Origin of the sequence: Kitasatospora sp. NBC_01560, from assembly GCF_045208415.1 — a bacterium.
Classification (GTDB): Bacteria; Actinomycetota; Actinomycetes; order Streptomycetales; family Streptomycetaceae; genus Kitasatospora.
The window spans coordinates 281,753-299,587 of the sequence record NZ_CP109364.1 but is presented as its reverse complement, the minus strand read 5'-3'; the positions used below and the strand labels follow the sequence as shown (position 1 = coordinate 299,587).

Genomic DNA, 17,835 nt, shown 5'->3' with positions numbered 1-17,835 from the left:
AACGGCGCCGAGCCGGCCCAGTCCGTGAGCGGGCCCGTGCGGGTCCGTGGTTCGTCACCTGTCGGGTCGGCTGAACAGATGTGCCCGCCGCACCCCGGCCTTGCGGAGTTCGTCGGTCACGATGCGCAGCGCGGTGCGGGCCATGTGCGGATAGATCCCGTCCTTGCAGTCCATCCAGATGCGGGGCACCGTGGCGTCGACGGCGGCGTAGTTGGGACTGTAGGGAGGGCAGGCGTCGTCCCAGAGTTCCTCGGCCGCCTCCGGGGAGAGTTCGCGGCCGTCCTCGAACACGCGCATCAGGCGGGGTTCAGCGGCGGTGAGTGCGGCGACCACGCCGGCCGGTTCATCCGACTCGACGACGATCTCCCAGTTCTGGACCAGCGGACGGCCACCGCCCCCGAGGATCCCGAAGGCCTCGGGGTCGACCGTGATTCCGCCCGGTTCGCTCTCCGTGACCACGGCCCGCCGCATCCACGATGCTGCCTCGTCGCTGTCCAGGCAGGACTCTGTCACGCGCCAGAGCATGTGCGGGTCCGAGTCCGCACTGCTGACCGCCTTCTCGAACAGCTCCCGGGCGTGCTCCCACTGCCCTGCCTCATGGGCCAGGCACCCACGCCTGAACAAGGCTTCGGCCGAGTGATCGACGGACGGCGGCAGAGCTTCGGAATCCATGGACCTTCTCTATCACCGGAGACTGACATCCCGTCACCGGATCCTGAGCGGAACGGGCACGGGTTGACCGGTGAGGCTCTCCCGGAAACCTGACGAGATCGCCTGCGAGGGTGCCCTGGTTCCTGCTGCCCGGGTGGGGGCGGAAGGTGCTCGGACAGCGCATGGAAGGGTCTGGGGATCGGGGGTGGCCGAGGTCGGGCGATCCACCCTGGCCTCGGCCCGGGCATCGTCGCGCTGATTCGCCGCGAGGGCCGGGTCGGTGGCGGAGGTCAGTGTGGCATCGCGTGCCGCAACCCGGCTTCCAATGCCGCGTCCGGCGAGGCAGCCAGATGGGTGGAGCGCGCCCCGGTGCTGGAGACCTGCAAGGGTGCCGCCGGTCTGCACGGCCCGGCCGCCGACGCGTGAGCGGCGCAGGGCCGGCCGGTGCGGGTACGGCCCCGACCCGGTCCGACCAGGCTCGGATCGCTTCGTCCGGTGGATCTCCGCACAGACCACTGCCTGCCGCCGTGTGTGGTGCTCGCTACTCTCTTCGGCCATGGGACTTTCCATCACCGTGGGGCTGCTGGACGACCAGGCCCGCCACGACGCCGAGGGACTCGCGTACCACCGTCGCGCGTTCGCGCGCCTCACCACGGCACTCGCAGCCGTCGGCATCGACTGGCAGGAACCGGAGATCGGCGATCCTCCGGTCGTCCCCGCCGTCATGGCGGGCTTCCCGTACGGCCATCTGACCCACCTGCGCCGCGCCTTCGTGCTGGCCGAGCACGGTGAGCCGATCACCTCCGCCCTGGAGACCGACGCCGCGCAGTACGAGCGCGACTGCCGGAAGATCGATGACGAGACGGCCATGTTCGCCTCCCATCTCCTCTGCCACGCGGACGACTCGGGCTACTTACATACCGGTCGACTTCGGCGATCCGCTCCTCCTCGGACCGGAGGCGGGCGTCGACGGTCACGCCATCGTCTTCCACTGACACCCGACCGCAGGGCCGGTACCCGCCGACCGGCTGCCCGGAGCCGACCATCCCGACGCCGAAACCACCCGGTAGTCGCTGGTCATCGAGCTCACCACTACGCACCGTCGGCACCGCTTGACGTAGGCTCACACCTCGTGTGCGGGAAGCACGTTCACCGGCTGTGCGCAGTTCGTGCCGTCGGCCGGGTGATGGGAGGTAATGTGCGTAAGTGACTAACGTGATCATCCTTCACGGAGCCTGGCACCAGCCCGCTCACTACGCCGGACTTGCCGCTCTGCTGCGCGCCCGGGATCTGTCCGTGGAGGTGCCCGACCTCTACGGGCTGTCGCTCGCCGAGAGCACCGCGAAGGTCGAGGCCATCGTCTCGGGCTCGTCGGAGCCGTCGGTGGTGGTGGGACATTCGTTCGGGGGTGTCACTGCGGGGACGGTGCGTGGTGCTGCCGCGTTGGTCTTCCTCAACAGCTGGATTCTCGACATCGGTGAATCCCCGGCCAGAGTGCTCGCGGAGACCCCTGGCGAGCCCGGCGAGGGGTTGCTCGTGCTGCCGGACGTGGACGGGCGGCTCTACGTGGACCCGGACGATGCCCGGGCGAAGCTCTACGGCGACGTCGACGAACCGGCGGCCACGCGTGCGGTGGAGTTGCTCCGTCCGGAACCTCCGTCGATCTTCGACGCCACACCTACGCGCGTGAGTTGGCGGGACACCCCGTCGATCTACCTCCGCGGACTGCGGGACCGGACCATCGCGACTCCCCTTCCGGACCGCTTCGCCGGGCGTTGCTCGCGCACGGAAGTGTGGGACACCGGCCACTCGCCCTACCTGGCCCGCCCGGTCGCCGTGGCCGACCTGATTGAGCGTCAGCAGGTGGGCGCCGCCGATTGAAGTCGGCGCCGATCACTCGGCCGGAGAACGAGGAGAGGGCACCGAGTCCCACCTGCTCACCGTTCCTGAGGAGCAATCCAGGAGCCTGCGCCGGGGCAGAGCCGGGGCCATCACCGGTGTTGACCGCGCCGATCACACACCACGGAAGCACTCTCGATCGTCCCAGCCCACGTTCGGTGAGGCCGCTGGAATCGATCCTCACTCCCATGACACAGCTGCGGAACACAATCCAGAAGCCACCCGCGCCGATGACGGAGTAGATCACTGCGCCAGCAGGATCCTCGGCAAGCTCCCCACTGATCAGCATCCCGGCAGCCAACAGGGAAAACACGCCCCCACGATGAACAGGGCTACCTGCTGCCCTGGCCTGCGGAGGGTCTGGGCAGGTAGTGGTCTCGGTGAAGTCGGCTCCATGGGCCACGATCGTAAGCCGCAGCCGTGCACCGTGTACGGGCTTTCGCGATCGCAAGATCGGCGACGGAGCTCATCGATGGGTACGCCGACAGTCATTCGGGTTGTCCCGTAACCCCGAGGAGTTGCGCCACGGCCCTCTGGTGAGGAGGGGCAGCAGGAGGAGTCGGGGCCGCGGTGTCGTGCACGCCGGGTGCGGCCAGGTCGGGCGTCTCGGCAATGTGCGCGATGTCGCGCCAGGACAGGCCCGGTCCGTTCCAGTCGCCGTCGTGGCCGGCCAGCTTCTCTGCCCGGGGCCAATCCGGTTGGGCCAGCAGGTGGTCGATCCCGGAGTCACCGATGAGGTTCCGGTGGACGACGATCTTGCCCAGGCGCACCGGTCGTCCGTAGTGGTGGCCCCGGTCCTCGCCGACCGGGCCGTCCAGCACGTGGCCGGCGGTGCGGGCGGGTTCTTCCAGGGCCGGGCTCAGGTCACCCGGTGGATGCCGGGCCGTGTTTCGCGGCTTCCTGGAAGTCGGTTTCCTGGAAGTCGACGACGGCCTCCCCGTGCGACCGGGCCCAGTCGGTCAGCGCAGCGATCGGTTCGACGAGCGTCAGGCCGAGTTCGGTCAGGCTGTACTCGACGCGTGGGGGCGCTTCGGCGTACGCGCGGCGTTCGACCAGGCCGTAGCCCTGCAGTCTGCGCAGGGTCTGGGTGAGCACCTTGCGCGAGACGCCGCCGATGAGGTCGGCGAGTTCGCCGTGCCGGCGCGGCTCGCGGCTGAGGGCGAACAGGATGACGACCGCCCACTTGCTGGTGATGATCTCGATCGCCAGCCGGGCCGGGCAGTCGGCGAGGAAGACCTGTCCCGCTGAGTCGCGCATGGGTCGGAGGGTACCAAGAGGTAACTGTCGGGTCCGTAGCGTCCTGTGCCATGAGTACACCGCGAACGGAAACATACGTCCTCATCCACGGCGCTTGGCACAACGGCCGTGTCTGGGACCGGGTTGCGCCCCTGTTGACCCGGGCCGGGCACCGGGTGCTCGCCCCCTCGCTCACCGGGCACGGTGAACGGGCGCACCTGCTCGGCCCGGAGGTGGGGCTCGACACGCACGTCGCCGACGTCGTGGGCCTGTTCCTCGGCGAGGACCTCACGGACGTGGTTCTGGTCGGGCACAGTTATGCCGGGATGGTCGTGTCCGCCGTGGCCGAGCTGGTCCCGGACCGGATCGCCGCCCTGGTCTACCTCGACGCGATGGTCCCGGCCGACGGCGAGAGCGTGCTCGACGTCATGCCCGCGACGAGGTACCTGCTGGACCGCGCCGCCGGCTCCGACGCCCCTTGGCGCATCCCGCCCATGCCGCAAGGAGCTGCTCCCGCAGGCCTGTTCGGGGTCACCGAACCGGCGGACGTGGCCTGGCTGCGCACGTTGCTCTCGGACGAGTCGGCGCGCTGCTTCCAGCAGCCCGTCCGCCTGGGCAACCCGGCCGCGGCGGCCGTCCCCCGGACGCACATCCACTGCGTCGGCAGCATGCCGGAGGGCGTCGCCCGCCGTCCCGTCCCCGCGACGCAGCCCAACGGCGCCCCGTCGCGGGTGCGGCAGTTGCGGAGCGGCCACGACTGCATGGTGACCGTGCCGGACCGGCTGGCCGAGCTCCTGCTGGACGTATCGTCGCGGGTCTGCACTTCGCCTGGAACACCGCGGAGCAGCTGCTCGGCATCCCGGTCTCCGGGCACGCCCCCGAGGGCCTGTTCACCGTGGGCGTCCACGGTTCGGCGCTCCTGACCGGCGGCGGCTTCGGTCTGGAGGCATCGGTGGCGCCGGTCCTGATGGCCCTGGCCCTCGCCGCCCCGATGCTCGTGCTCGCCCACCGCGAGGGCGGCATCAGGACCCGCCGACACGCGGGCCACTGAGCCGGACCCACTGGAGGAAGAGGAAATGACACTCCGTCGGGCGCCACGGAGCCTCGCATCGCTGCGGCCGCCGTTCGACCGGTGGCGGGAGCGGGACGCCCTCCTCAAGGACGGCGTCCTCGCCCTCGCGCTCGCCCTGGCGGCCTTCGTGCCGACGCTGTCCGGCATCGGTGCGCAGATCGGCGACCTGCCCGAGCACCCGGCGAACCTGCCGGGCACCGGGCTGGCCCTCGCCCAGGCCCTGCCTCTGGTGGTCCGCCGCAGGTGGCCCGCGGCCTGTCTGGCCGTCATCGCGGGAGCGTTCGCCGTGCACCAGGCGCTGGGCTTCGGGACGACGTTCGCGAGCGTGGGGCTGTACGTGGCCCTGTACTCCGCCGGGGCCCACCAGGTCCGCTTCCGCCACGGCCTGGCCCTCGCGACGGGCGCGGGCGGCGCGGTGCTGGCCGTCGTCCTGCACCGTCTCGGTTCGCCGCAGTCGGTGCCGGACTACCTCGCGTTCTTCCTGATCCTGGCCACGGTCTGGCTGGCGGGGAGCAGGGTGCGCGCGTGGCGGGCGGAGGAGGCGCGGCGGCGGCTGCTGGCCGCCGAGGCGGCCACCGTCACCGAGCGGGCGCGGGTCGCCCGCGAGCTGCATGACGTGGTCACCCACCACGTGACGGCGATGGTGATCCAGGCCGACGCGGCGCAGTTCCTGATCACGTCCGCGCCGGAACGCGCCGTGGAGGGGCTGGCTGCCGTCAGCGACGCCGGCCGGCGGGCCCTGACCGAACTGCGCTACCTGTTCGGTGTTCTGGAGGCGACGGGCGACTCGGCGGCCGTGGACCGGGAACCCGTGGATCGCGCACCCGTCGACCGGGCACCTGCGGACCGGGCACCCGCCCTGGGCCGGGTGGGGGACCTGGTCGAGCGGGCCCGCAGTGCGGGTCAGCCGGTCGAGTTCAGCCGGCGGGGCGAGCGGCGCCCGCAGGCCGTGGGCGTGGAACTGGCCGCGTACCGGGTGGTGCAGGAGGCGCTCACCAACGCCCTCAAGCACGCGCCCGGGGCACCGACCCGGGTCCTGCTCCGGTACGGCGACGAACACCTCCGGATCGAGGTCGCCACGGACGGACCCGCCACCGCACCGGCCGCGCGCGGAACCGCCGTGCACCCAAAGGTCCCCGGGGGCGGACGGGGACGGGCCGGGCTGCGTGCCCGGGTGCGGATGCTCGACGGTATCCGGGCGACGCGGCAGCTGGCCGGCCCCGGCGCCGAGGACGCGCCGAAGGTCCTGGTCGTCACCACGTTCAACGTCGATGCCCACGTCTACGACGCGCTGCGTGCCGGAGCGAGCGGCTTCCTTCTCAAGGACGCGCCTCCGGCGGAGCTGCTCAACGGCATCCGCACCGTCGCCCGGGGCGAGGCCCTGCTGGCCCCCGCCGTCACCCGCCACCTCATCGGCCACTTCGCCCGGCACCTGCGCCCGGCCGACGACTCCCGGACGGCCGGGCGCGACGTCGTACGCGTGCTGACCCCCGCGAGCTGGAAGTGTTCCGGTTCATCGCCGAGGGGCTGTCGAACGCGGAGATCGCCGCGGAGATGTTCATCACGCCCGAGACCGTCAAGACCTACGTGTCACGCATCCTGGCGAAACTCGGCCTGCGGGACCGCGTCCAGGCGGTCGTCCTCGCCCACCGGGCCGGACTGGCGCCCGATCCGCTGTGAACCGGCGGGTCGGGCGCGGTCGACACCGGAATGCTGGAGGTCGCCGGCCAGGGAGGTCGCCGGCCACGAATGGGGGGGTGCTCATTCAGGGGGCTGACATCTGGGGCACAGCTCGTGGCGGCCCTCGGGTGTGATCACGGTGCCCCAGCTGCGGCATTCTTCGCAGCCGCGGGCCCGGTCGATGTTGGCGCGGATGGTAGGAGCGTGGGGGTGGGCTCCATGAGTCATGGGTGATTTTCCTCTGTAGAGCACTATCACTTACGCCCAGCTTGCCATAGTTCGTATAGGTATACGGCATGGGCCGCCGGCGCTCGTGATCTGCTCGGGCGGCAGGACGCAGGTCCACGGCGAGCGCAAGGTGCGCCGGGCCGGGGCGCCGGCGCTCGTGATCTGCTCGGGCGGTGTCACGCAGGAGGGGGTGGCAGGGCGTGGAGCCCGATCGCCTCGGCTGCGACGGTCATGGCGGCGTCGAAGTACGCGGGGCGGTCCGTGATCACCTCGGTCAGATGGCCGAACAGCTCGAAGCTGATCGTGCCGATCAGGGAGATCCACAGGGTGAGCGACCGTTCCACCAGGTCCGCGTACGGTTCGGCCGGCGCCCCGCCCGCGCCGTCGAGCACCTGCTGGGTGACGAGTCTCGGCCCGGGGAGCGGGTGCGTGGGGGGTCGCAGGAGGCCCGAGGCGTGTGCCTCGACGACGAGGCCGGCCATCAGGCGGGTGATCCGGGTGGCGGGGTCGACCGTGTCGGTCGGGGCCTGGTAGCCGGGGACGGGCGAGCCGTAGACCAGGGCGAACTCGTGCGGGTGGGCCAGGGCCCACTGGCGGACCGCCCGGCATGCGGCAAGCCACCGGGTGCCCGGATCGGCGGGAGCGGCGGACTCCGCCCCTGACTCCGCGGCCGCTCCGACCGCGTTGAACGCGTCGATGATCAGCGCCGTGAGCAGTGCGTCCCGGCTGGGGAAGTAGCGGTACAGCGCCGAGGAGGCCAGGCCCAGGTCGCGCGCCACCGCGCGGAGCGACAACGCGGCCGCCCCGGTCTCGGCGAGCTGGCGGGTGGCGGCTTCCTTGATCGCGCGAGTGAGCTCGGCGCGGGCCAGCTGCCGCGCGGTCTGCGATGCCGTCATGCCGTCCATTCTGTCATTCGAGAGCAGTGCACACAACAGAGAGCACTGCTCTTGACTTCTCCCCGCCACTGCGAGAACACTCCTCGACGAAGAGAGAGCACTGCTCTCTCAATTTTCCAGGAGGACCTGCATGGCACGGCACATCGTCATCGGCAAGGGGCCCGTCGGCGCCACCACGGCGCGACTGCTCGACGAACAGGGGCACGAGGTCGTCCTCGTGAGTCGCTCCGGCGGCGACGGGAGTACGGCGCTCGACGTCACCGACACGGCGTCGCTCCGGCAAGCCACCAAGGGCGCCGACGTGATCTACAACTGCGCGAGCCCGCTGTACCACCGGTGGCCCACCGACTGGCCACCGATCGCGAACGCCCTCCTCGACGCGGCGGAGTCCGCCGGCTCGGTGCTGGTGACGATGGGCAACCTGTACGGCTACGGCCCCGTCGACGGCCCCATCACGGAGGACCTGCCGCTCGCAGGCACCGGCGCCAAGGCCCGGGTCCGCATCGGCATGTGGCGTGACGCGTCGGCCCGGCACCGGGCCGGCCGGATCCGCGCCGCGGAGGCGCGGGCCTCGGACTTCTTCGGGCCCGGCGTCACCGAGACCGGCCACCTCGCCCAACGGATGATGCCCGCCCTCCTGGCCGGCCGGGCAGTCAGGCTGATCGGCGACCCGGACGCACCGCACAGCTTCACCTACGTCCCCGACATCGCCCGTGCGCTCGTACGGCTCGGTACCGACGAGCGGGCATGGGGACGCGCCTGGCACGTTCCCACCGCCCCGCCGCTCTCGACCCGGGAGGCGGTCCGGCACCTGTGCCGGCTGGCGGGTCTGCCGCCGGCCCGGGTCGGCCGGATTCCTTGGTGGCCACTCCACCTGGTCGGCCTGGTCAACCCCATGCTCGGGGAACTGCGGGAGGTGCAGTACCAGTTCGACCGGCCGTTCGTCCTCGACTCCCGGGCGTACACCGCGACCTTCGGCGAGGTGTCGACCCCGATCGACGAGGCACTGGGGGCGACCGTCGAGTGGTGGCGGGCGCGGCTCGGCCGGTAGCGCCACGTGCGCGGCACCGGCTGTCGGGCTGTCGGGCTGTGCGTGCCCTGCGGCGAAGCCGGGAGCGGGCCGAAGCCGCGTTCAGCGAAATCAACGCCGAGCACAGCGTGGCGTGGAGCGACGCGGTGCCGTCCACTCTCCGAGGAAATGATGACGATCCGCCTCTGGCACCGCCCGCTGATACTGCTCGCCACTGCCATGGCGGCCCTCGCCCTGGTGTCCGCCGTCGGCCTCGCGGTCGACGACCGGATCCTGGTGGGGGCCGCCGGTCGGCGGCTCTGCGTGGACGGCGAAGGAGCGTGCGGCCTACGCCGACGACCTGGCCGACCCGCGCACGCCGATCGCGGTCACCGCCCGGTCGACACCCAGGACCGGGTCGCGGTGGAGACCCGGTGGGGCCTGGTTGTTGACCCGACGGAACCGGACGCCCTGCACCGGAGCGCACCCGGCTGCCAGGACGTGCCGATCACCGTCGCCCTCGACCTCGTCGTTGCCCAGACCGCGCGGCACCGCGTGCGCCCGATCCGGCCGGACGCGAAACCGGTTTTCACCTGTCACTGACAGCGGGCGCCCAGGAGGGCGCCTCGCCCTTCGCGGAGGACCGAGCCGGGCGGGGCGGGCGCTCCGTCAGGCGGGAACGTTCTTGATGACGGCGTCGGTCAGCGGCGAGAGGTGATCGGACAGCTTGTCGAGGTCTGCGGTCCGGCCGTCGGACCACTGGGCCGAACCGACGACCACGCCGTGCCCGTAGGACGCGAAGTTCTGCACGCGGCCGCTGTTGGCCGGCAACGGGCGTAGGCCCGAATCCGTGGGCGGGACATGGATGGCGACCTGGAAGGAGTCGGCGTGGGAGGCGAGAAAGTTCACCAGGTGCACGCCGTCGCCCTGGTCCGCCATGGTGAACAGCGCCACGTTGTACTGGTTACCCTCGGCGTCCTTGTACAGGGCCAGGTCGACTCCGAGACAGCCGTGGCCCTGCGTGATCAACCCGGCGAGGGTCGGTGCCACGGTGTCGGGGCCGGTGCAGTTCGGCCGCGCCAGGCCCGCCACCAGCGTGTACCCCTGGACCTGCGCCGGAAGGACGGACAGCGGCATCGCCGAGGCCGGAGCGCCGGGTTCTGCCGACGAAGCACCGATCGACGGCGTCGCCACGTGCGGTGCGCGATCGGACGATGCCGGCGCGGCCGGCGCGGCCGGCGCGGCCGGTATACGGCTCGACGGCCGGAGCAGGTACGCCCCCGCGCCCGCTGTCACCAGCAGCGCAGCGGCCACCGGAAAGAGCAGCCGGCGTCGCGCGTTTCGTCTCACGGGCCGGCTCGCCTGTTCGGGGGCACTCGGCTCCCGTGCCGCGTTGTTCTTCTCGAACTCCTTGACGAAGTCTTCCCACAGGTCGTCACCGGATCCATGCATGCTCACAGCTTCCACACCTTAATGATCACCGGCACCTCTGGGAAGCCGCGCCCCGTGCCGTCGCCGGTGCCGGTCCTGCCGAACCGGATGAGGCAGCCGTGCCGCCGGCCGGCACAGGATGCGAATCGGGAGTGATACCTCCATCGAGCCGTTGATGCTCAGCAAGCGCGACCGAGGGGAGGGCCGGCGGAACGCCCGTCCCTCGCGTCCGGTCGACAAGCCCTAAACCCGCTCCGGCCGCGGCCCGGTGTACACGCCGCGTGCCCGCATCCGCAGCGGCTCCGCCCGGTACTCCTCCATCGCGTGGGCCAGCCACCCCGCGGTCCGGGCCACCGAGAAGATCACCTCGCCGGCCTCCGCCGACATCCCGGTGAGTTGCGCGAAGGCGGCCAGCGCCAGGTCCACGTTGGCGGTCTCGGCGGCCGGCGCCCGGTGCCCGCCGGCTGCCCGGACCAGCTCCTCGACCGCGGCCAGCACCGGCCCGGCGCCGGGCAGCCGGCCGACCGCGGCGAGCAGCGCGACGGCGCGGGGGTCGCCCTGCGGGTAGAGCCGGTGCCCCAGGCCGGGGATCGGGCGGCCGGTGCGCAGGTACTCGGAGACCACCGGCACCGCACTCCCGGCGGCCAGCACCTCGTCGAGCAGCCGGTGGGCCGGCGCACTGGCGGCGCCGTGCAGCGGCCCGTCACTCGCCCCCAGGCCGGCCGAGACCACCGCGTACGGGTGCGCCCGCGCCGAGGCGGCGACCCGGGCGGCGACCGTGGAGACCGCCAGCTCGTGGTCGGCGAGCAGCACCAGGGCCCGGTCGAGGCAGTCGACGGCCCCGGCCGGCGGCGGTCCGGCGGTCAACCGGGTCCACAGCCGGGCCGCGAGCGAGCCCCCGGGAGCGTCCGCCCCGACGAGCTCTCCCGCCGGGTCGGGCTCCCCCGGCAGCGCTTCCACAAGGGCGGCGATCAGCGTCGCACCGGTGGCCCGCACGTTCTCGGTGCGCAGGTCGAAGCGGAGCGGGTCCAGCGAGGCCGCGACCGCGGCCGTGACCAGCAGTCGGTCGGGCAGCCGGGTGCCGGCCGGCAGCGTGTCGCCGGCCCGGCGCAGCGCGGCGACCAGGTCGGGGGCCGCCGCCAGCTGCACGCCGGGTTCGGCGCCGACGCCCCAGAGCAGCCCGACCGCCGCCTCGAACCGGTGCCGCTCGGCGAACCGCACGACGTCCACTCCGCGGTAGTAGAGCCGGCCGTCCTCGATCAGGGTGAGCTCGGTGTGCACGGTGACCGGCTCGGTCGACGGCCACTCGGCCCCGGCCCCGCCGGCCGTGCCAGCAGCGCCGGAACCACCCGCGCCGCCGCCGGGCCGGGGCAGCTGCCGGCGCTGCCCCGTCGCCAGCGCCGCCACCTCCGCGGCGTCGAAGGTGCTGCCCTTGCCGCCGGGCACCCGCTCGCTGCTCAGCAGTCCGCGGCTGGCGTAGGCGTACACCGTCTGCACTTTGACTCCGAGCAGCTCGGCGACCTGCTGCGTGGTCAACCTGCCGGTGCTCATCCATGGCCTCCCATCAGGCCCGCCGGCCTCCCGGCGACCTGTCCGCAGTATCTCACATTGACTCCAATCAACGTTGACAACATGTATCAATGCTTGCAGAGTACTGGCTGTCAAGCCGTTCCGAGGAGGTACTCATGTCGACCGCGATAACCCCGTCCCGGACGAACGTCGCCGCCCCCGGCAGCGAGGGCATCGAAGTGCCCCGCGGCCTCAAGGGCGTCGTGGTCACCGAGACCGCGCTCAGCGACGTCCGCGGGCTGGAGGGCTTCTACCACTACCGGCAGTACTCGGCGATCGAGCTGGCCGAGCAGCGCACCCTGGAGGACGTCTGGCACCTGATGCTGCTCGGCGAACTGCCGGACGCCGCCGCCCGGGCCGCCTTCGACGCCCGCACCGCCCCGCTGCGCCGGCTGCCCGAACCGCTGCGCGCCGTACTTCCCGCGCTCGCCGCGGCGACGGCCCCGGCCGGCCCGCTGGCCGCGCTCGGCCCCGCGCTCTCCCTCGCGGCCGCCGACCGCGGCCTGCGCCCGCTCTACGACACCGCCCCCGAGCAGCGGCTGGCGGACGCGCTCTTCGCCACCGCCCTGGTGCCCACCGTCCTCACCGCGGTGCACCGGCTGCAGCACGGCGAGCAGCCCGTCGAGCCGCGCGCGGACCTGTCGTACGCCGCCAACTACCTGTATATGCTGACCGGCCGCGAGCCGGGCCCGGCCGAGGCCCGGGCGATCGAGCAGTACCTGATCGCCACCGTCGACCACGGCTTCAACGCCTCGACCTTCACCTCGCGGGTGATCGCCTCCACCGGCGCCGACCTGGCCGCCTGCCTGGTCGGCGGGCTGGGCGCGCTCTCCGGTCCGCTGCACGGCGGCGCCCCCAGCCGGGCCCTGGACACGCTGGACGCGATCGGCACCCCGGACCGGATCGACCCGTGGATCCGCGCCCGGGTGTTGGCCGGCGACCGGATCATGGGCTTCGGACACCCGGTCTACCGCACCGAGGACCCGCGCTCGCGGATGCTGCGCGGAGTCGCCGAGGGCTTCGGCGGCGGGCTGGTGGAGTTCGCCGTGGCGGTGGAGCGGCAGGTGCTGGCGATCCTGGCGGAGCTGAAGCCGGGCCGCGAGCTGCACACCAACGTCGAGTTCTACGCGGGTGTGGTGATGCACCTGTGCGGTCTGCCGCGCGAGATGTTCACCCCCACCTTCGCGGCCGCCCGCGCGATCGGCTGGAGCGCCAACATCCTGGAGCAGGCCCGCGACAGCAAGATCATCCGCCCGGCCGCCCGCTACGTCGGCCCGGCCGTGCCCCAGCCGGTCCCGCCGGCGTAGGGCGTGTCCTTCGGGTCACGTCGGATCGGCGGGCGTCGTCGAGGTGCGCGCCCCGGGAGGCCAGGTCGCCGTCTCTGCCACCGCCCGACCGCCGCCCGCGGACACACTGTGACCTTCACTGGGTTCAGCGGCAGCATGCACACCCGGGGCCGGCGGCCGGCGCGCTGGTCAGAGCTTCGACGGCGGGCTGCCGTGGCCAGACTCGGCCGACACCAGCCGCCCGTGCGAGACCGAGACGAGACACCACCCCGGATGAAGGAGGATCAGGCCCGCACGGTGGCGGCGCTGTCCGCAGCCGAACACGCGGATGTCGCCGCGCTCCGGCACGGGATCGACCTGCGGGTCGCGGTCGGCGACTTCGACTGGGTCGTCGACCTCGCCGGGGACATCGCCGGGCAGGCCGCAGCGGAAGGGATTCCCTCCGGCAACCACCTCGCGGTGCTGGGCCACCTCCTCCGACGTCTGGCCGGCTGCGCGGCACCGGAGAGCCTGCGCGCTCTGCTCCGGACGCCGCTTTCGCTCGCACCGGACGGCCGGCAACGGCAGCGGGAGGAGCGCGCGCTGGCGGCGCTCGTCGCCCACGGTCAAGGTGCCGAGGACATCGAGCGGGTGGTGTACGGGGAGCAGGCGGATGCGGTGCACCCCCGGGAGGCCCAGCACCGGTGTGGCCCACCACTGTGCCTGCTGTTGCCCGGCTGTTCGGTCCCGGCCCGGTTCGGCCGTGGTGGGCTGCTGCGCGGCGGGTCTTCCGGGGTGGAGTGAGATGACGTTGCCCGGTGGCGCTGGTCAGTGGTTGTTCCACTCCCGGGCGGGAATCGGTCCTTCCGAGGTGTCACCCAGGCGCTCGATCCAGGCCGGGGCGGCGAAGACCGGCCGGGTGAGCAGGATGTCGCCGGCGCGCTGGACGCGCAGCAGGAGGCCGATTTCCCCGTAACTGTAGGTGCCTTCCTGGGAGAAGCGGATCTGCTTGTCCAGGCCGCGGTCCTGGAGCTCGGCGTGTACCGCGTCTTCGGTCGCCGACGGCACGCGTCCGGTCAGGGCCAGACCCTCCCAGCGGACCTGCGGACCGAACCGGGCGTCGACGGCGAGTGCAGCGAGCACGCCACCGCACCTGTGCCCGGGCATGTACTCGTAGCCGTCGTCGATCTCCTCCGTGGGGGAGTGGCCTGGCAAGTCCGGCGGAACGTCGTCCGCTCCGGCGGGGCGGAAGTAGGCCGTGAGCATGGTCCCCCATACCCGTGGGTCGGGCGGGGAGTAGACCGCGCAGTCGCCGCTGCTCATCCCGGGCCCGCGTCCCAACGCGGCGCTGACCTGCCCGCGCGTCATACCGAACCGCAGCGGACCCACCCCCACCAGCGGCATGGCCTCCCACCGCTCACGCTCGCTCTCCGCCAGCACCGACCACATCGAATCCGACACCCGACTTCTCCCGCTGTCCGCCCCTGGAACCGGCCACGCGGCCGAGCACGGCCGGATGCCACTCGGCAGCAACGACACCCCTGTTGGGAGGTGTCGGCCTCATTGGGCCGTGCGCTCCAGGACCGTGCGGTGGCCATCCTTGCACCCCGGCCCGGGCGGGGGTGGTGGGTGCACGGTGCCGGCCTGGAGCTGGAGGCTTGCGGGACCTGCCCGGCCTCCGACAGTGCGACAGCGGCCGTCCGGATACACGGCTGATACACGACTGCGCGATGGCGGAAGCCGCGCCACCACCGGGCCGAAGTGCCGGTCGCGGAGCCTGTAGGCACACCCGGTGGCCACCGCCCCGGGACGTTGTCCCTCTGGCTCCGGGAGGCCGCCGTCGTGTCAGTCCCCACGCAATCCGAAGACCGAGACCGGCGTACCGCGCCCGGTCGGCCCGGTCGGCTTCCCCCGGTCCGCCGCAGGGCGCTGTGGGCCTTGGCCGTTGTCCTGCTCGCCGGAGCCGGTGCCGGTGCCGGGGCCGGCGGTGGCATCCCGGCCATCCGGCAGGGCGGCGACGCGGCCACTGGCAACGACACCCGGGCCGGCGGGGCGCTGGTGCTGCCGGCACCCGACGCGATCGCCGCCCTCGGTCTCCCGTGGCCGGAGGAAGGACAGTCGGCGGTCGCGGCGGCGAAGGTCGGCGTGCTCGGCGTCAAAGGACCGCAGCAGCCGGTGCCGATCGCGAGCGTCACCAAGGTGATGACGGCGTACGTCGTTCTCAGGGACCACCCGCTCAAGGACGGCGAGCACGGGCCGACGATCACGGTCGACGCGCAGGCCGCCGCGGAGGCGGGTTCGGCGGACGAGTCCACCGCCCCCGTCACCGCCGGGCAGCGCCTGACCCAGCGCAAGCTGCTGGAGGTGATGCTGCTGCCCTCCGCCAACAACGTGGCCCGGCTGCTGGCCCGGTGGGACGCGGGCAGCGAGGAGGCGTTCGTGTCCCGGATGAACGCGCAGGCCGCCCGGCTGGGGATGGCCGGCACCACCTACACCGGGGCCAGCGGCCTTGAGGCCACGACCGTGTCCACCGCCGCCGACCAGCTCAAACTGGCCCGTGAGGCGATGAAGGACCCGGCGCTGCGGGCCACTGTGGCCCTGCGCGACACCACGCTCCCGGGCCGCGCCGCACCGCTGCGCAACACCAATGGGCTGCTCGACCTGCCCGGGGTGGTGGGCCTGAAGACCGGTTCGAGCACCCCGGCCGGCGGGAACCTGATGTGGGCGCTGGAGGTGGCCGACGGCAGGACCGGCTCGGGGCGCCGGCTCGTCTACGGTGTGGTGCTCGGCCAGCGTGCCGGCACCACCCCCGCCGACGGCCTGCGGGCCGCCCTGGAGCGCAGCAGCCGGCTCGTCGACGCCCTGCGGCAGAAGCTGCCCGACGTCCTGCCGGCACTCGACGGCGGCCGGCAGGAGTGGGCATGAACGCGCTCACCGGCACGGATCCGACGACACCCCCGACCGTGGACACCGCCACGCCGGCCCACCGACCCGGCAACGACGACGGGCGCAGACCCCGCCGCCGGACGGTTCGCCACCGCGTCCTTCGCCACCGCGTCCTTCACCACCGGGTCCTTCGTCGTCGTGCCGTGGGGCGGCGCGGGCGGCTGATCGCGGGGGCCGCCGCTGTGCTCGCCGCCCTGATGGCCCTGAGCCCCTGGCTGCCGAACGGCCCGTTCAACCTCGTCAGCCTCTGGCAGACCGTGCTGCCCTGGACGGGCCTGGGCATCACGCTGCTGCTCCTCCTCGCGGCACTACGGCGCTCCGCCCCGGCAGCGGTGGCCGTCCTGCTGCCCGCCCTTGTCTGGACCGTTCTGTTCGCACCCGCCCTGGTCGACAAGCGCACGGACGGCGGGGACTTCACCGTCGTCAGCCACAACGTGAACGAGGACAACCCCGACCCACGCCGGACGGCACGCGCCCTCGCCGGCTCCGGAGCCGACGTCGTGGCGGTGGAGGAACTGGCCGGCCGGGCGCAGGAGACCTACCGGCGCGAGCTGGCCGCCACCTACCCCTACTCCCAGGTGCACGGTGGTATCGGCCTGTGGAGCAAGTACCCGCTCCAGGGGGTGGAGCCGGTGGAGATCATGCCCTGGACCCGCGCCCTGCGCGCCACCGTCCTCACTCCCAAGGGCCCCGTCGCCCTCTACACGGCGCACCTCGCCTCGGTCCGGGTGCGCCCGGACGCGGGATTCACCACCGCCGGCCGCAACGAAGCGGCGGCCAAGCTCGCCGCGGCCGTCCAGAACGAGCCGCTCGCGAGGATCGTCGTCCTGGGCGACCTCAACGGCTCCTTCGACGACTCCGCACTGCACAGGCTCACCGGGCCGCTGCGCTCGGCCCAGCAGGAAGCCGGCGACGGCTTCGGCTTCACCTGGCCCGCGCCGTTCCCGGTGGTGCGCATCGACCAGATCCTGGTGAAGGGCATCACCCCGCGCTCCGCGTGGACCCTGCCGGACACCGGCAGCGACCACCTCCCGGTCGCGGCGTCCCTGCGGCTGTGACAGTCCCGCCTGCCCGCCACACCTCCGGCGGCGGGCTCCGCGCGGCAGCCCCGGCGACGGAGACCGCCCCGGACGTGCTGGAATGATGCCCCAACCCCACGGCAATGACAACGGAGAGCTCTTGTCCGCCACCCGAGTACCCGAAGCGGTCAACGTGCTCCTCGTCGAGGACGACGCGGTCATCCGCCGCTCGGTCCAACTGGCACTGGAACGCTACGGCTACCAGGTCGACGTCACCGGCGACGGGCTCGACGGCCTGGACGCCGTCCGGGCCGGCGCACACGACGTCCTGATCCTGGACGTGATGCTGCCCGGCCTCGACGGCATCAGCCTGTGCCGGCGGGTCCGCGAGGAAACCCTCACCCCCATCCTGATGATGTCCGCCCGCGGCGACGCCCTCGACGTCGTGGCCGGCCTGGAGGCCGGTGCCGACGACTACGTGGTCAAGCCCGTCGACATCCCCGTCCTCGTCGCCCGCATCCGCTCCCTGCTGCGCCGCGCCACCTTCCGCGACCGCCCGGCTGCGGAGCCCGTGCGGGAGGAGCCGATCGCGGCGGGCGAGCCGAACGGTCGCCACCGGTACGTACCTGCCGGGGAAGCACCGGACCTGCTCACCTTCGGTGGCCTGACCATCGACCCGCGCGGCCTGGACGTCTGTACGGACGGCCGTGCCGTTGCCCTCACGCCCACCGAACTGCGCCTGCTGCTCGTTTTCGCGGAGAACCCCGGCACGGTCCTGGACCGCCGCCGCCTGCTGCGCGAGGTGTGGGACTACGGCTGGGAGGGCGACACCAGGGTGGTCGACCTGTGCGTGGTACGGCTGCGCAAGAAGATCGGCGCCGACCGCATCGAAACCGTCCGCGGCTTCGGCTACAAGCTTCTGCGGAGCTGACGC

17 protein-coding genes and 2 pseudogenes are annotated in these 17,835 nt (G+C 72.7%); 11 read left to right on the top strand and 8 right to left on the bottom strand.

Annotated elements, in window-relative coordinates; translation table 11 throughout:
- Nucleotides 1-54: 54 nt before the first annotated feature.
- Both OH807_RS01170 and OH807_RS01165 read right to left on the bottom strand, forming a co-directional pair.
- Nucleotides 55-672: a tetratricopeptide repeat protein gene (locus OH807_RS01170; protein ID WP_406192563.1), complete on the bottom strand. Its 618-nt coding sequence runs from the start codon at nucleotides 670-672 to the stop codon at nucleotides 55-57.
- A gap of 520 nt (nucleotides 673-1,192) precedes the next feature.
- Complete coding sequence (locus tag OH807_RS01165) at nucleotides 1,193-1,546, bottom strand: hypothetical protein (protein ID WP_406192560.1); 354 nt, start codon at nucleotides 1,544-1,546, stop codon at nucleotides 1,193-1,195.
- Between the two features lie 311 nt (nucleotides 1,547-1,857).
- Between OH807_RS01165 and OH807_RS01160 the strand changes: the two genes are divergently transcribed.
- Nucleotides 1,858-2,532 (top strand): alpha/beta hydrolase, encoded by a 675-nt coding sequence (locus OH807_RS01160; RefSeq protein WP_406192557.1) that lies wholly within the window; start codon nucleotides 1,858-1,860, stop codon nucleotides 2,530-2,532.
- Nucleotides 2,533-3,038: 506 nt separating this feature from the next.
- On the opposite strand, the gene OH807_RS01155 is transcribed toward OH807_RS01160, so the two are convergent.
- Nucleotides 3,039-3,371: a hypothetical protein gene (locus OH807_RS01155; RefSeq protein ID WP_406192554.1), complete on the bottom strand. Its 333-nt coding sequence runs from the start codon at nucleotides 3,369-3,371 to the stop codon at nucleotides 3,039-3,041.
- Between the two features lie 43 nt (nucleotides 3,372-3,414).
- The gene (locus OH807_RS01150; protein WP_406192551.1) at nucleotides 3,415-3,807 is read right to left on the bottom strand and encodes a winged helix-turn-helix transcriptional regulator; all 393 of its coding nucleotides are present in this window, start codon (nucleotides 3,805-3,807) and stop codon (nucleotides 3,415-3,417) included.
- A 50-nt stretch (nucleotides 3,808-3,857) separates the two neighbouring features.
- Here OH807_RS01150 and OH807_RS01145 point away from each other — a divergent pair, with 50 nt between their 5' ends.
- The 3 genes and pseudogenes from OH807_RS01145 to OH807_RS01135 all read left to right on the top strand — a co-directional run bounded on the left by OH807_RS01145 (nucleotide 3,858) and on the right by OH807_RS01135 (nucleotide 6,538).
- A complete protein-coding gene (locus tag OH807_RS01145; RefSeq protein ID WP_406192548.1) occupies nucleotides 3,858-4,709 on the top strand; it encodes an alpha/beta fold hydrolase in 852 nt (283 codons plus the stop codon).
- A gap of 153 nt (nucleotides 4,710-4,862) precedes the next feature.
- Nucleotides 4,863-5,624 (top strand): annotated as a pseudogene (locus OH807_RS01140) (histidine kinase); the annotation flags it as partial.
- A gap of 30 nt (nucleotides 5,625-5,654) precedes the next feature.
- Nucleotides 5,655-6,538 (top strand): annotated as a pseudogene (locus OH807_RS01135) (LuxR C-terminal-related transcriptional regulator).
- A 404-nt stretch (nucleotides 6,539-6,942) separates the two neighbouring features.
- Here the strand turns inward: OH807_RS01135 and OH807_RS01130 are convergent.
- Complete coding sequence (locus OH807_RS01130; RefSeq protein WP_406192545.1) at nucleotides 6,943-7,662, bottom strand: TetR/AcrR family transcriptional regulator; 720 nt, start codon at nucleotides 7,660-7,662, stop codon at nucleotides 6,943-6,945.
- A 130-nt stretch (nucleotides 7,663-7,792) separates the two neighbouring features.
- Between OH807_RS01130 and OH807_RS01125 the strand changes: the two genes are divergently transcribed.
- Nucleotides 7,793-8,713, top strand: a complete 921-nt coding sequence (locus tag OH807_RS01125; RefSeq protein ID WP_406192542.1) for an NAD-dependent epimerase/dehydratase family protein — start codon at nucleotides 7,793-7,795, stop codon at nucleotides 8,711-8,713.
- A gap of 147 nt (nucleotides 8,714-8,860) precedes the next feature.
- Nucleotides 8,861-9,274 (top strand): hypothetical protein, encoded by a 414-nt coding sequence (locus OH807_RS01120; protein WP_406192539.1) that lies wholly within the window; start codon nucleotides 8,861-8,863, stop codon nucleotides 9,272-9,274.
- Nucleotides 9,275-9,340: 66 nt separating this feature from the next.
- Here OH807_RS01120 and OH807_RS01115 read toward each other — a convergent pair whose 3' ends face one another.
- On the bottom strand, nucleotides 9,341-10,138 hold the full coding sequence (locus OH807_RS01115; RefSeq protein ID WP_406192536.1) for a hypothetical protein: 798 nt from the start codon (nucleotides 10,136-10,138) through the stop codon (nucleotides 9,341-9,343).
- Between the two features lie 207 nt (nucleotides 10,139-10,345).
- The gene (locus OH807_RS01110) at nucleotides 10,346-11,653 is read right to left on the bottom strand and encodes a citrate/2-methylcitrate synthase (RefSeq protein ID WP_406192533.1); all 1,308 of its coding nucleotides are present in this window, start codon (nucleotides 11,651-11,653) and stop codon (nucleotides 10,346-10,348) included.
- Nucleotides 11,654-11,787: 134 nt separating this feature from the next.
- Between OH807_RS01110 and OH807_RS01105 the strand changes: the two genes are divergently transcribed.
- Together OH807_RS01105 and OH807_RS01100 are read left to right on the top strand one after the other, a co-directional pair.
- Complete coding sequence (locus OH807_RS01105) at nucleotides 11,788-12,978, top strand: citrate/2-methylcitrate synthase (RefSeq protein WP_406192530.1); 1,191 nt, start codon at nucleotides 11,788-11,790, stop codon at nucleotides 12,976-12,978.
- A 252-nt stretch (nucleotides 12,979-13,230) separates the two neighbouring features.
- Complete coding sequence (locus OH807_RS01100; protein WP_406192528.1) at nucleotides 13,231-13,740, top strand: DUF6183 family protein; 510 nt, start codon at nucleotides 13,231-13,233, stop codon at nucleotides 13,738-13,740.
- A 24-nt stretch (nucleotides 13,741-13,764) separates the two neighbouring features.
- Here OH807_RS01100 and OH807_RS01095 read toward each other — a convergent pair whose 3' ends face one another.
- Nucleotides 13,765-14,397, bottom strand: a complete 633-nt coding sequence (locus OH807_RS01095; protein ID WP_406192525.1) for a hypothetical protein — start codon at nucleotides 14,395-14,397, stop codon at nucleotides 13,765-13,767.
- 477 nt (nucleotides 14,398-14,874) lie between these two features.
- Between OH807_RS01095 and OH807_RS01090 the strand changes: the two genes are divergently transcribed.
- From OH807_RS01090 to OH807_RS01080, 3 genes are all read left to right on the top strand, one after another.
- On the top strand, nucleotides 14,875-15,861 hold the full coding sequence (locus tag OH807_RS01090; protein WP_406192522.1) for a D-alanyl-D-alanine carboxypeptidase family protein: 987 nt from the start codon (nucleotides 14,875-14,877) through the stop codon (nucleotides 15,859-15,861).
- Entirely contained in the window at nucleotides 15,858-16,940 is a 1,083-nt protein-coding gene (locus tag OH807_RS01085) for an endonuclease/exonuclease/phosphatase family protein (protein ID WP_406192519.1), read from the top strand. The genes OH807_RS01090 and OH807_RS01085 overlap by 4 nt, the downstream gene beginning before the upstream one ends.
- Nucleotides 16,941-17,025: 85 nt before the next feature.
- Entirely contained in the window at nucleotides 17,026-17,832 is an 807-nt protein-coding gene (locus OH807_RS01080; RefSeq protein ID WP_406210622.1) for a response regulator transcription factor, read from the top strand.
- The last annotated feature ends 3 nt before the right edge of the window (nucleotides 17,833-17,835 follow it).